Genomic DNA, 12,621 nt, shown 5'->3' with positions numbered 1-12,621 from the left:
CTAACTTTAAAATAATAGAGAGCTACATAGCAGCCATTTGTGCAAGCTTGCGTTTAATATCAACGTTCAAGTTATTAACCCAACGGTTGTAATTACGGTGAATTTCACCATCGTCGTACTTCAAATTCTCTGATTCGACGTAAAGAATAGAGTAAAACTTATCATTATATGGAATATCAACCACAGCATGATGTGAACGGACATACAGTTCAGCACGGATTAGGCCTGGCTTAATTTCTGAAACCAACCAACCTCGGTTCTCAGCAGACTCATAAATCGCTGATTTCACCTGTTTACTTTGAAGATTCAAAGCAACTGGAGTATCCTCAACATTCATTACAGGTTGGACACGTCCACAGCCTGCAAGAACGAGTATAAATAACATTGAAACGGCTATTTTTAGTAATTTCATTTAAACTCCTTACCCGTGTTTATTTATAAGCATGCATAGTATTAGTTAGACCCAAAGTAAATCAATACTCTATGTCAAATCAATCCCAATTAATGTCGTTTAATATTGAAAAATGGTCAGCAAATTCGCCAGGCCTCTATTCCGTTGCCGAGTGGCAAACGTGGAGCACTCATTTAGATTGGCCACAAAATGGCTCAACTGAATTTAAAGCCATCCCTCCTATGATGCGCCGCCGAATGAGCCTGCAAAGCAAACTGGCCGTCCAAACCGCATTAACCCTATTAAAAGATACCTCGATTGATTATCTGGTTTTTGCCAGTCGACATGGTGAGCTCCACCGAACTGTTGCTTTGATTCAATCAATATTAGAAGGTGACGATGCCTCTCCAATGGCGTTTTCCCAATCAGTACACAACACCGCAGCAGGCCTAACAACGATTGCTGCAAAAGCACCGATTCCACTGACCTCTATCGCTTCTGGGCAAGATACCTTTCACAACGCCCTGATTGAAGCTTATCTTTACCTACATCAGTATCCGTCACATCGTGTACTCGTCATTGACTTCGACCAACCTCTGCCTGATGTATATCGAGAATACGAAAATCAGCACTATGCTGACTACGCTCTAGGTTTAGTAGTCACTGCAGGCAGTGACTACTCAGTTTCGAGAGCAGTAACAAGTAAACCAATCGCTAGCCCCCCCAAAGTTAGAGACAGCTCAGCAGCTGATTTACCACAAGGCCTACAAACGCTACAACATATCCTATTGGGAACACAGCATTGGACTATTGCTGGTAAGCACCAAAACTGGTCCTGGGTCAATAACGCCCAAGCAGGTGCACAGAAATGAGCAAAGTAGGCCAATGTTGGCGAGTATTCGCGACGGGGCTCTGCTTTACCATCTTTGGTTTGGGAGGCTTAGTCTTAAGCTTCTTAATCTTACCTTCGATCGCCCTAACGACTCGCAACGTCATAGAAAGAGAGCTCAAAGCACAACGATTAATCCGTTTCTCATTCAATGCATTCTGCCAAATAATGAAGTTCACAGGCGCGATTGATTACCAAATTGATGGCGCCGAACTGCTCCGCGAAGATCGCAACTGCATCATTGTCGCCAATCACCCTAGCTTGATTGACTATGTACTGATCGCCTCTCAACTTCCTCAATGTGATTGTCTTGTTAAAGCGGCAATATGGGAAAACCCGTTTATGAAGAGGATTGTCAAAGCAGCGGGATACATACCCAACCAAACCCCTGACGATCTTTTAGAACGCTGTGAAGAACGCTTTTCGCGTGGAAATGTATTGTTAGTTTTCCCTGAAGGAACTCGCACAACGCCAGGAATTGAACCATCCTTACAACGTGGTGCGGCACAAATTGCCACTCGAACACAAACCGACTTACGCGTGATTTATATTACAGTTTCTCCGACATTCTTAACAAAAGAGAAAAAATGGTATCAAGTTCCTGCCACTAAACCCTTTTTTCATATCGCAGTGAAAGGTAAAATAGACGTCGCACCCTTTATTGAGAATTCAAACAACTTAACTTCGGCAGCAAGGCGCCTCAATCAACACCTTGCACAGACTATTTTTCCTTCCGAAGAGAATATTTAGCTCATCAATAAAACAACTGGTGATATCAGCGTTTCGAAAATACATCACATAATGTAGAATCGCCCCCCTTGACGTAGCATTTAGATAAAGTACTAAGTAGGCCTAAGTGGAAACATTACACAACGAACTAAAACAACTGATTATCGACGCACTGAATCTTGAAGATATGAGCATTGATGAAATTGAAACGGAAGCACCACTGTTTGGTGATGGACTTGGATTAGATTCTATCGATGCCCTTGAGCTCGGCCTTGCTATCAAGAAAAAGTACAACATTGTTATCGATGCCGACGATTCAAACACTCGCCAGCATTTTGCATCGGTTGAAAACCTAGCTAACTACATTTCATCTAAAACAAACAACTAGACAGATCTTTATGACACAAGCTAACCAACAAGAAGTATTCAACCAGGTTAAAGATGCGCTTATCGAGCTGTTTGAGCTTGATGCTGAAGATATCACTCCAGAAGCACACCTTTATCTCGACCTAGATCTCGACAGCATTGATGCCGTTGATTTGGTCGTTCACTTACAGAACGTTACAGGTAAGAAGATCAAGCCTGAAGAGTTCAAAGCAGTACGCACCGTTAATGACGTTGTCGAGTCTGTGGTTGAACTATTGAAGGACGCATAATGCGTCCTCTGCTGACTTTACTGTCGGCAATCATACTTTTCACTTATCCAATAGCGGTTTACTTTGGACTCAACAAGTTTGGCCTACAAACCGTTGGTATCGTCTTAGCCGCTATTTTTGCTGTCCGCATTTTCACCGGTGGTCAGGCTAAAATCAAAGAGCTAAAACACCTAGCTTGGATCAGCGGAAGTGCCGGGATTGTTCTGCTGGCATTAGGGTTAACCTTCAAACGGCACGGCTGGCTAACTTATTACCCCGTCATCGTTAATGTTTGTATGCTGGTTGTGTTCGCCTCGAGCCTATGGCAACCGCAAACGATTATCGAGCGGCTTGCTCGCCTCCAAGAGCCAGAACTTCCACAAAGTGGCGTTGATTACACACGAACAGTCACCAAAGTTTGGTGTCTGTTCTTTGTTATCAATGGCTCTATCGCCCTTTACACCTGCTTCCAACCTCTTGAAATATGGACCCTATACAATGGCTTACTCAGCTATGTATTTGCAGGGTTGCTCTTTGCAGGAGAGTGGGTAGTAAGACAGCGCATTCGTCAGAGTTAAATTGTTATGACACAAACCGTCTCTTACACTTCCTTGTCTGAACTTCTCAGTCAGAACAGATCGCCTGATTCTATTGTCTGCTTTGACGACAATAGCGAGATTTCGTGGCAAACATTTAACGACGACTTATCTCAACTCGTACAGCTTTTATCTTCATCCCCTTTTCAACGAGTTGCGATTTGCACCCAAGACAGCTACCTATTTTCAGTGGCCTTTTTAGCGTGCGCAGCCAGCAACAAACACATCATCTTGCCAGGTAACTATCAACCGTGTGCGCTTGCCGAGCTGAGTGAGCATTTTGACTGTCTGTTGGTCGATGATGCGATTGGTGCAGTGGAAATAAATGAAGTTCGCAATATCCAAACCTTATTAGACACCGAAATACGAGAACCTCTAACCGATAATCTTCCCGCCATTGAGTTAGCAGCAATCCAATTGACCTTGTTTACTTCAGGCTCAAGCGGTACACCAAAAGCAATCCATAAGACCTTAGAACACCTAGATATTGAAATCGCTCAGCTAGATAAAAACTGGGGCGCCTTGCTTAAAGACAACCAAGTCCACAGCACCGTCTCACACCAACATATCTATGGTCTGTTGTTTCGAATCTTATGGCCGCTTTGTTCTGGCGTTCCATTTTCTCGAAACAATCTCGAATACCCGGAACAGATCCTATCTCACGCTAACAAGCAGAGCGTGCTGATCAGCAGCCCTGCGCTACTCAAACGATTAAAACACGAGACAAAGTCTACGCATCTAGCGGGGGTATTCTCTTCTGGTGGCCCTTTACCTACCGAGTCGGCTCATCAATCACGAGGTCTGCTCGGGCATTTACCTATCGAGGTGTTTGGCAGCACAGAAACCGGCGGCATCGCGTTTCGTCAGCAACAGAGCGTTCAAACACCTTGGCAGCTTTTTGACTGTATTAAGGCCAATCTCAATAGTGAGAATTGCATTAAGTTATTGTCGCCGTACATCGACAAAAACAACTGGTATCAAACCGCAGACGAGTGCGAAATGGTCTCAGAGAATCAATTTATATTGAAAGGCCGAACCGACCGAGTGATCAAGATAGAAGAAAAACGAGTATCACTGGTTGAAGTTGAAAAGCGACTGGAGCAACTACCTTGGATAAGCGAGTGTGTGGTCATTCCCTTTGAAGAGCCTGAACGCTTAATCTTGGCGTCAGTTTTGGTATTATCAGAGGAAGGCCAAGCGACTCTCGCAACCATGAGTAAAGGTAAATTCTGGTTAATGTTACGTTCAGAACTCAGAAAATGGTTAGAGCCAATCGCTACTCCAAGAAAGTATCGTGTTGTTGATGAGATCCCCCTCAACAGCCAAGGCAAGCGGTTAACCTCTCACATAGAGCAGCTCGTAAAATCATAGAAATCGCTTATCGTGTTTTACACTGAGACTGTCTTTTTATATTTTTGTCACAACACCCATTTTAGCCCAAGGATTCTAAGCACACGCTATGGATAAGAGAAAACCAAACGTCATTGCTGTTGACACTGTAGAGAAAGAATCGACCCTGACACTCCATGTTACCGGAGACATCACCGATTTTAAGGGGCACTTTAAGAGCTTCCCTATTCTTCCCGGTGTGACACAAATTGACTGGGCACTTCACTATGCTGTCCAAGAGTTAAATGTCCCTGGTTACTTTAAAGGTATGGAGGTCATCAAATTCCAAGAGCCTATCCTTCCTGACGCCACAATCCAGCTATCACTCAAATGGGATGCTGACAAAGACAAGCTGAGCTTCAGTTACACCTCAAATAACGGCGAACAGACCCACTCTTCAGGAAAAATGAAGCTGGGAGAGAAAAGTGAATAGCGCTCCTGCTGAGGCTGCTTCTCAACACGTAACAAAAGAAAGCGACTACAAAGCTTGCTTCCTAATTCCGTGCTTTAACCACGGCGAAACCATGCCTGCAGTGGTGTCGTCACTCCATCATTTTGAGTTGCCGATCATCATCGTTGACGATGGCAGTGAACTCACCACGAAACAGTTTCTGGCTCCCTTAGTAGAGAATTCAAACGTAACCTTGGTGACGCTTGAGCAGAACCAAGGCAAAGGCGGTGCCGTAAAGGCTGGCATCAAGCGAGCACAGCAGCTCGGCTTTAGTCATGCCATTCAGATTGATGCTGACGGTCAACATGACCTAGACGCCCTACCCGCCTTAATCGAAGCGTCACAAGCTAAGCCCCAGCGCCTGATCTCAGGTCAGCCTGTCTATGACGATAGCGTACCGAAGGCAAGGCTCTACGGGCGCTACGCGACACATATTTGGGTGTGGATAGAAACTCTATCTCTCTCGATTAAAGACAGCATGTGTGGCTTTAGAGCGTATCCAATCGATAAGACACAAACAGTACTGAATAAATACGATGTCGGTTCGAGAATGGACTTCGATATCGAGATTCTGGTTCGCTTATACTGGGAAGGTTGCGACATTGACTTCATTGAGACGCGAGTCATCTACCCTGAAAATGGTGTCTCTCATTTCGATGCGCTGTGGGACAACGTAAAAATCAGTTGGATGCATACTCGACTGTTCTTCGGCATGCTGCCAAGAGCCCCTAAGCTGATTGCTCGTCACTTCAAATCAGATTCTGAAGATCACCTAACAAGTTCGACACAATTTTCAGAAAGCAATCAGGCGCAGCAGACACCAAATAGCACTGAACAGCCTCATTGGTCCAGAACTCAAGAGCGCGGCACAGTTCTCGGTATCAAACTGTTGTTAGCTGTGTACTCACTATTAGGCCGAGGAGTATTCAACCTAATTTTGCGCGGTGTGATGCGTTACTACCATTTGACTGGCAAGCGCGCGCGAAACGCTTCTGAGCAATACCTATTCCAGCTTAAGACATACGCAGAGCAACAGAATATTGAGTTACCTGCTGAATTAACCAGTTATAACCACCTGCTTTCGTTTGGTCACACCATGCTAGACAAATTAGCCGCATGGAAAGGCGATTTTTCAGTCGATAACCTGACCATTCATGGGCAAGAGCAATTCGAAAGTATGGTGGAAAACCAGCAAGGTGTGCTAATCCTAGGTTCTCACCTTGGTAATATCGAGTTGTGCCGCGCTTTGGGACGTCGACACTCACACATCAAAATCAATGCGCTGGTCTTCACGGAACACGCCGAACGCTTTAATTCGGTGATGAAAGCAGTAAACCCACAATCTGATTTAAACCTGATTCAGGTGACATCGATGGGCCCTGATACCGCCATCTTGTTGCAACAAAAATTGGAGCAAGGTGAATGGATTGTGATCGTTGGCGATAGAACCTCCACCAGCAAAGAGAGTCGCTCAGTATGGGCAGAGTTCTTGGGTAAAGAAGCTCCCTTCCCTCAAGGGCCATTTATGTTAGCCTCTGTTCTCAAAGCGCCAGTATTCTTACTGTTTGGCCTACGAGATGACTCACAAACCAAACCGCATTTTAATGTCTATTTTGAGCATTTCAGCGACAAGATAGAGCTACCAAGGAAGACTCGCGAACAATCTTTACAGCAAGTCGTGCAGAAATACGCAGACCGACTTCAGCACTACACACTGAAAGCACCGCTTCAGTGGTACAACTTTTTTAACTTTTGGACATTGAGCAAGCACCATGACGAAAAAAAATCCAAATAGCATCACCTTTGGTGCCGAACGCCTCACGATTGAAGATGTTGTCGCTATTTCACAAGGCGCAAAAGCCTCGATGAACTCAAGTAATGAGTTCACATCGAAGATCGACCGCGGTGTCGCTTTTTTAGAACGCCTATTGAAAGAAGAAGGCGTGATCTATGGTGTGACAACGGGCTACGGTGACTCATGTACCGTTGCAATTCCACCAAACCTTGTTGATGAATTACCACTGCATCTAACGCGCTTTCATGGCTGTGGTTTAGGCGAAATACTGTCTCACGAACAATCTCGTGCAGTATTAGCAACGCGCCTTTGTTCATTGTCACAAGGTGTTTCTGGTGTGACTCACGATTTGCTCAACCAGATCGTCACTCTGATCAATCAAGATATCTCACCGCGTATTCCTCAAGAAGGATCGGTTGGTGCCAGTGGTGATTTAACGCCGCTGTCTTATCTGGCAGCTGCCCTGATTGGTGAGCGCGATGTGATTTATAAAGGTGAAGTTCGCCCTACTAGTGACGTTTACAAAGAGCTAGGGATTAACCCTATCAAGCTTAAGCCAAAAGAAGGCTTGGCATTGATGAATGGCACATCAGTCATGACGGCTTTGGCTTGTATCGCCTACAAACGTGCAGAATACCTAGCTCAGCTGTCGACTAAAATTACCGCAATGGTGTCTGTAGGTATGCAAGGCAACGATTTCCATTTCGATGAAGCGCTGTTTGCAGTGAAGCCTCATCCGGGTCAACAGCAAGTTGCTGCATGGCTACGTGATGACTTACAAGCGGATCGCCCGCCACGCAACAGTGATCGCCTACAAGATCGTTACTCACTGCGTTGTGCTCCACATGTGATTGGTGTGGTTCAAGACTCTCTGCCTTGGCTACGCCAAATGATTGAGAACGAGCTCAACAGCGCTAACGATAACCCAATTATCGATGGCGACAATGAGCGCGTACTGCACGGTGGACACTTCTACGGTGGCCACATCGCAATGGCAATGGATACGCTAAAAACAGCAGTAGCCAACCTTGCAGATCTACTTGATCGCCAAATGGCGCAGCTAATGGATTACAAGTTCAATAACGGCTTGCCATTCAACCTAACCGGTGCAGAAGGCGAACGTAAGCCGATTAACCATGGCTTCAAAGCGGTACAGATCGGCGTTTCAGCTTGGACAGCAGAAGCATTGAAACACACCATGCCAGCAAGCGTGTTCTCTCGTTCAACCGAGTGTCACAACCAAGACAAAGTCAGCATGGGCACCATTGCGGCTCGTGACTGCTTACGCGTTCTTGAACTGACTGAACAAGTAGCAGCAGCGTCACTTCTGGCTGGGACACAAGCGCTTGAACTTCGTAAACGCCACAATGAGCTTGATGAGCACCACATGAGTGAAAACCTAAAGCACATTCGCGACGAAGTGCTTAAAGAGTTTGAATTTATCGTAGAAGATCGACCACTTGAAGGCGATCTACGCCACTTCATTGCTCGTATTCAAAGTCAACACTGGTCACTTTACTCCTAGAGTAGCTAACCCTTTACGCAATATTGTTGAGAGCGATTTATGTCTGAAATCCTTCATCCATTAAAATCAGAGGTTACTTTAGTAACCTCATTCCAAGATGCCGACCCAATGGGCGTGATCTACCACGGCAACTACTTCCGATTTTTTGAAGAAGTTAGGCGCATCATGATGGATAAGATTGAGTACAACTACCATGAGATGAAGGATTCTGGCTACATGTGGCCGATCATCGACACGCGCGTAAAGTACATCAAAGCGATACCGTTTAATCATCAGATCAAGGTATCTGCTAAGTTAACTGAATGGGAAAACCGCTTGCGTGTTGACTACGAAATTCACGATGCCAATACAGGTGCTCGTATGACACGCGCCCACACCATGCAGGTTGCAGTAACCATTGAAGAGCAAGAGATGTGTTTTGCTTCGCCGAAAGTGTTTACCGATAAAATCGAACACTGGCATCAATTTGGCTGCTTACCCCAATCAACTGAGCAGCAATCAAACGATCACCAATCAGAGCAACCGCAAGTACCTAACACACAGCAGCAGGTGAAACATGAGTCTGTTTAAACACGGGCGTAAGCAAATCAGTATCGCACTGCTAGGGCTTGCTTCAATGATGGCGAGCCACTTTGCTGGCGCTAGCGAGAACACGAATGCTGTCGGTTCTATTACAGAACTACAAACCGTGTTAAGCGAAAATAGTATCGTTCGTGGTGAGTTTACTCAAACACGTAACATGGAAATGTTCGCCCAACCTCTAACATCACAAGGTACGTTCCTGTTAGACAAGTCGAATGGTTTGCTTTGGACACAAGAGACCCCCTTCCCTGTGAGCTTAGTGCTAACCGATAACAAACTGAGCCAAAGGTTTGCAGATCAACCCGCTAAGATCATTACCGATAAAGAAAACCCAATGGCATTTTATTTCAGCCATATATTCCTGTCGGTGTTTCACGGGGACACGCAAAAACTTCAAGAGCAATTCTCACTGTCATTTGAACCAGCGACTGAGAAAAATTCTGATGAAAGTGCAAACTCAAGTTCACAAGACACACGATGGACACTCTCTCTAAAGCCAAAGAATGCGCCAATGAACGCGGTGTTTGAAGCCATCACACTGCAAGGACAAGGTGACATTGAACGTATCGAACTTAGAGAAGTTCGTGGGGACAGCACAGTGATCGAATTTAGCCAGTTAAGTCATCTACCGGAAGTATTATCAGATGCTGAAGCGCAACAATTCCAATTCTAGCCTAGCCCTTGCTTGGCTTGTTGTCGTAATACTGTTTAGCGGATTGTTGATCAAACAATTCGCTTTTTCTTCGTCAGTACCCATTGAAAGCAACATCATGAAATTGCTGCCTGAAAACCAGCAAGACCCCATGGTAGAACAAGCCTTTCAGCAGATATCCAGCTCTATGAGCGAGCAAGTGGTATTTATCATAAGTGCCTCCGCCATCGAACAAGCCATGACAGCGACTGACGCTTTTGAAAAAGCCCTCAACCAAAGAGCTTTCTCAAATCAGCCAACTCTGTTTAAGCAAGTTCAAGGAAAGATCAACGCCAGCACGCAAAGCCAATGGAGCGATTTCTATTTTCGTCACCGAGCTCAACTTCTAACTCAACAACAAAAAGAGACGCTGACACATTCGCCGGATTCGCGAGCTCAATATGTCATTCAGTCTCTGTACAATCCGTTCTCAGGCGTCACTGCAGCAGAGCTATCTCTCGACCCATTCTTGTTATTTCGCGACTACATCAGTGCTGTTGGCGTTCAATCAAGTAACTTTGTTGTGAAAGAGGGATACCTCACAGCCCAGTCTAATGAGCAAACTCATATTTTGGTGACGGCGACTCTGGCGGGTTCGCCTTATAGTTTAGCGATTCAAGAGCAACTTCCCGATCTTGATTCAATTGAGCGTGAGGTCGAAAAGCAGTTTGGTGTCAAAGTAGAGCATACCGGTGTGGTGTTCTACGCCAATTACGGTACCGAAAGCGCGAAATCAGAAATCAGTACCATTGGTTTGGGCTCATTGGCAGGTGTGATTTTATTGGTGTGGCTGACGTTTCGTAGTGCCCTACCTCTTGTCTTGTCTTTGCTTTCAATCAGTACCGGATTATTGGTCGCACTGGCAAGCACCGTCGCTATCTTCGGCAAAGTTCACCTGTTTAGTTTGGTGTTCGGTGCCAGCTTAATTGGCGTATCCATCGATTACTCCTTTCACTACCTGACTGACCGCTTAGCAGCTGGGAGTAAATGGCAAAGTGAAAAAGGCTTGCAGCACATTCTCGTTGCGATCACCTTGGGTCTGATCACCAGTTTGATTGGCTACCTAGGTCTATTGGTGGCACCTTTCCCTGGCTTGCAGCAACTTGCTCTGTTCTCGTCAATTGGACTTATTGCCGCTTACGCCAGCGTGGTGTGTTGGTACCCCGTTTTAGCGGCAAAACCAAGCCAAGAGCGTCCACTTCCTCTGTCGAAGCTTTGGCATACTTGGTTAAGCCTCTGGAACAACCAAAAATTTAGAATTGGCTTACCGTTAATAGTGACTGTCGTTAGTTTGATATCACTCAGTCAAATTCGCTACGACGACGATATTCGTCAACTTCAAGCGATGCCTGATCAACTAAAACAGCAAGAACAAGCCATTACTGAGATATCAGGATTAGGCAGTGGTCAAAATATGCTGCTGGTGACCGCCAACAGCGATCAAAAACTGCTAAAAAAACTGGCTGGGATCACTACGAGCTTAGATTCTTTGGTCGATAGCCAAGGTATCTCCGGATATCGCAGCATCAATCAACAGTTGCTAAGCAAGCAACAACAACATGATAACTATCAGTTAGTTGAGCAACTCTATGGCCAACAAAGCCATATCTTACAGAACACTCTTGGTTGGCCTAGCTTTCCAGAGTTACCAAAGTTCGAGGCAATCACGGTATCTGGATTTTTAGAATCACCAGTGTCAGAACCTGTTCGACCACTTTGGTTAAAACCGATCGACGGACAAGCCGCGTCAGTCATTTTGATCAAAGACGTCACAGATTCAGACCTGTTCTCTCAATGGCTCGATTCAAGCTTTGCTCAGCAACAAGGTGTAAAGCACCTCAATAAAGCCGATGAAATCTCTGCTCTCTTTGCGGAATATAGAGTCAAGATCACCGAGTTGTTATTGATAGCATTAGCGGCTATTGGCATGGTGTTGGGTTGGCGTTATGGTGTGAAGCAAAGCCTATTAATGCTGTTGCCTTCATTAATTGCCGGAGTCGCTGGTTTAGCGGTCACGGGAATTTTAGGCTCGACACTGAATCTGTTTAACCTGCTTGGACTGATTCTGATTCTAGGGATTGGTATCGACTATACCCTGTTCTTTGCTGAACAGAAGAAATCACTAAGCACCTTATTAGCGATTACTTTGTCAGGCCTCACGACGCTACTCTCATTTGGCTTATTGTCACTGAGTCAGACTCATGCCATTCATAGCTTCGGTGTTACCGTCCTAACTGGTATTTTCGTCGCGTGGTTGCTTTCGCCACTTGCAATCAACAACGAACAAGCAGCGGAAAAATCAAACTCTCGAGAGGCTTTTAGATGAACAAAACAATCAAGATAGCGCTCGCCGTTGGATTGGGCTTACTACTCAGCGCTTGTTCGATGGTGTCTCAACAGCCTACAGGCGCAAGTGTCGCAATCGACAAAGACACAGAGCTCGCCTTGCCGCTGCCTGCTGAACTGGGATACTCATTTACGGCAAGCCAGCTGATCAGCGCAACATGGCAAGATGATACGCAGCAACTTCCTGTTCAAGTCGAAGTCACATCAGACAAAGTCGTGTTGGCGGGTTTCTCCTCTTGGGGTACTCGCATTCTATCGCTGCAATACCAAAACCAAACGATTGATACTCAAGTTCTATCTGGTCTTGGCGCTACCCTGCCGCTACCCGAGCAAGTACTATTTAATTTGATGCTGACTCTATGGCCAGTTGAAGCATGGGCTCAACCTTTACAAGACATCGGTTGGTATTTGGTCGATACCGAAAACAGCCGCTCCGTATTTGATGAAAACCAACAGCCAATCATTAAAATTGATTACCAAGCAGAGCCCGGAACACACAAAACCGCAGGCAACATTGTTTTCAAGCATTTGATTCAAGGCTACACCATCACGATACAAACGTTGAACTCAACGATTGTCGATAACCCAAGTAAGAGCTAAAC

At 45.4% G+C, this 12,621-nt stretch carries 14 protein-coding genes; 13 read left to right on the top strand and 1 reads right to left on the bottom strand.

Going from position 1 to position 12,621, the window contains the following annotated elements; translation table 11 throughout:
* Positions 1-22: 22 nt before the first annotated feature.
* Entirely contained in the window at positions 23-412 is a 390-nt protein-coding gene (locus AB4589_RS16965; RefSeq protein ID WP_017103990.1) for a hypothetical protein, read from the bottom strand.
* Positions 413-483: 71 nt separating this feature from the next.
* Between AB4589_RS16965 and AB4589_RS16960 the strand changes: the two genes are divergently transcribed.
* The 13 genes from AB4589_RS16960 to AB4589_RS16900 all read left to right on the top strand — a co-directional run bounded on the left by AB4589_RS16960 (position 484) and on the right by AB4589_RS16900 (position 12,619).
* Positions 484-1,263, top strand: a complete 780-nt coding sequence (locus AB4589_RS16960; RefSeq protein WP_371707866.1) for a beta-ketoacyl synthase chain length factor — start codon at positions 484-486, stop codon at positions 1,261-1,263.
* Complete coding sequence (locus AB4589_RS16955; protein WP_372101238.1) at positions 1,260-2,030, top strand: lysophospholipid acyltransferase family protein; 771 nt, start codon at positions 1,260-1,262, stop codon at positions 2,028-2,030. Before AB4589_RS16960 ends, AB4589_RS16955 begins: the two co-directional genes overlap by 4 nt.
* Before the next feature lie 106 nt (positions 2,031-2,136).
* Complete coding sequence (locus AB4589_RS16950; RefSeq protein ID WP_009848590.1) at positions 2,137-2,397, top strand: phosphopantetheine-binding protein; 261 nt, start codon at positions 2,137-2,139, stop codon at positions 2,395-2,397.
* A gap of 10 nt (positions 2,398-2,407) precedes the next feature.
* Complete coding sequence (locus AB4589_RS16945) at positions 2,408-2,665, top strand: acyl carrier protein (RefSeq protein ID WP_009848591.1); 258 nt, start codon at positions 2,408-2,410, stop codon at positions 2,663-2,665.
* Positions 2,665-3,222 (top strand): hypothetical protein, encoded by a 558-nt coding sequence (locus AB4589_RS16940; RefSeq protein ID WP_372101236.1) that lies wholly within the window; start codon positions 2,665-2,667, stop codon positions 3,220-3,222. Before AB4589_RS16945 ends, AB4589_RS16940 begins: the two co-directional genes overlap by 1 nt.
* A 6-nt stretch (positions 3,223-3,228) precedes the next feature.
* The gene (locus tag AB4589_RS16935; protein WP_371710140.1) at positions 3,229-4,611 is read left to right on the top strand and encodes an AMP-binding protein; all 1,383 of its coding nucleotides are present in this window, start codon (positions 3,229-3,231) and stop codon (positions 4,609-4,611) included.
* A gap of 88 nt (positions 4,612-4,699) precedes the next feature.
* Complete coding sequence (locus AB4589_RS16930; protein WP_065678580.1) at positions 4,700-5,062, top strand: 3-hydroxyacyl-ACP dehydratase; 363 nt, start codon at positions 4,700-4,702, stop codon at positions 5,060-5,062.
* Positions 5,055-6,875 (top strand): glycosyltransferase, encoded by a 1,821-nt coding sequence (locus tag AB4589_RS16925; protein ID WP_372101234.1) that lies wholly within the window; start codon positions 5,055-5,057, stop codon positions 6,873-6,875. The genes AB4589_RS16930 and AB4589_RS16925 overlap by 8 nt, the downstream gene beginning before the upstream one ends.
* The gene (hutH, locus tag AB4589_RS16920) at positions 6,853-8,400 is read left to right on the top strand and encodes a histidine ammonia-lyase (RefSeq protein ID WP_065678578.1); all 1,548 of its coding nucleotides are present in this window, start codon (positions 6,853-6,855) and stop codon (positions 8,398-8,400) included. Before AB4589_RS16925 ends, hutH begins: the two co-directional genes overlap by 23 nt.
* A 39-nt stretch (positions 8,401-8,439) precedes the next feature.
* Positions 8,440-8,970: an acyl-CoA thioesterase gene (locus AB4589_RS16915; RefSeq protein WP_372101232.1), complete on the top strand. Its 531-nt coding sequence runs from the start codon at positions 8,440-8,442 to the stop codon at positions 8,968-8,970.
* Positions 8,957-9,655, top strand: coding sequence for an outer membrane lipoprotein carrier protein LolA (locus AB4589_RS16910; RefSeq protein ID WP_372101230.1), 699 nt, complete (start codon positions 8,957-8,959; stop codon positions 9,653-9,655). Before AB4589_RS16915 ends, AB4589_RS16910 begins: the two co-directional genes overlap by 14 nt.
* Positions 9,627-11,999: an MMPL family transporter gene (locus AB4589_RS16905; RefSeq protein WP_372101228.1), complete on the top strand. Its 2,373-nt coding sequence runs from the start codon at positions 9,627-9,629 to the stop codon at positions 11,997-11,999. The genes AB4589_RS16910 and AB4589_RS16905 overlap by 29 nt, the downstream gene beginning before the upstream one ends.
* Positions 11,996-12,619, top strand: a complete 624-nt coding sequence (locus AB4589_RS16900) for a DUF3261 domain-containing protein (RefSeq protein ID WP_372101226.1) — start codon at positions 11,996-11,998, stop codon at positions 12,617-12,619. Before AB4589_RS16905 ends, AB4589_RS16900 begins: the two co-directional genes overlap by 4 nt.
* The last annotated feature ends 2 nt before the right edge of the window (positions 12,620-12,621 follow it).

The organism is Vibrio sp. 10N.222.49.A3, from assembly GCF_041475145.1.
GTDB classification, from domain to species: domain Bacteria; phylum Pseudomonadota; class Gammaproteobacteria; order Enterobacterales; family Vibrionaceae; genus Vibrio; species Vibrio tasmaniensis_A.
The sequence above is the reverse complement of the archived record's forward strand: the minus strand, read 5'-3'. Positions and strand labels throughout refer to the sequence as shown.

What these genes read in the sequence shown, in the direction of transcription:
- AB4589_RS16960 (WP_371707866.1), top strand. Translation starts at nt 484, where the DNA reads ATGTCAAATCAATCCCAATTAATGTCGTTTAATATTGAAAAATGGTCA.
- AB4589_RS16930 (WP_065678580.1), top strand. Translation starts at nt 4,700, where the DNA reads ATGGATAAGAGAAAACCAAACGTCATTGCTGTTGACACTGTAGAGAAA.
- AB4589_RS16905 (WP_372101228.1), top strand. Translation starts at nt 9,627, where the DNA reads ATGCTGAAGCGCAACAATTCCAATTCTAGCCTAGCCCTTGCTTGGCTT.
- AB4589_RS16935 (WP_371710140.1), top strand. Translation starts at nt 3,229, where the DNA reads ATGACACAAACCGTCTCTTACACTTCCTTGTCTGAACTTCTCAGTCAG.
- AB4589_RS16955 (WP_372101238.1), top strand. Translation starts at nt 1,260, where the DNA reads ATGAGCAAAGTAGGCCAATGTTGGCGAGTATTCGCGACGGGGCTCTGC.
- AB4589_RS16940 (WP_372101236.1), top strand. Translation starts at nt 2,665, where the DNA reads ATGCGTCCTCTGCTGACTTTACTGTCGGCAATCATACTTTTCACTTAT.
- AB4589_RS16965 (WP_017103990.1), bottom strand. Translation starts at nt 412, where the DNA reads ATGAAATTACTAAAAATAGCCGTTTCAATGTTATTTATACTCGTTCTT.
- AB4589_RS16910 (WP_372101230.1), top strand. Translation starts at nt 8,957, where the DNA reads ATGAGTCTGTTTAAACACGGGCGTAAGCAAATCAGTATCGCACTGCTA.
- hutH (WP_065678578.1), top strand. Translation starts at nt 6,853, where the DNA reads ATGACGAAAAAAAATCCAAATAGCATCACCTTTGGTGCCGAACGCCTC.
- AB4589_RS16945 (WP_009848591.1), top strand. Translation starts at nt 2,408, where the DNA reads ATGACACAAGCTAACCAACAAGAAGTATTCAACCAGGTTAAAGATGCG.
- AB4589_RS16915 (WP_372101232.1), top strand. Translation starts at nt 8,440, where the DNA reads ATGTCTGAAATCCTTCATCCATTAAAATCAGAGGTTACTTTAGTAACC.
- AB4589_RS16900 (WP_372101226.1), top strand. Translation starts at nt 11,996, where the DNA reads ATGAACAAAACAATCAAGATAGCGCTCGCCGTTGGATTGGGCTTACTA.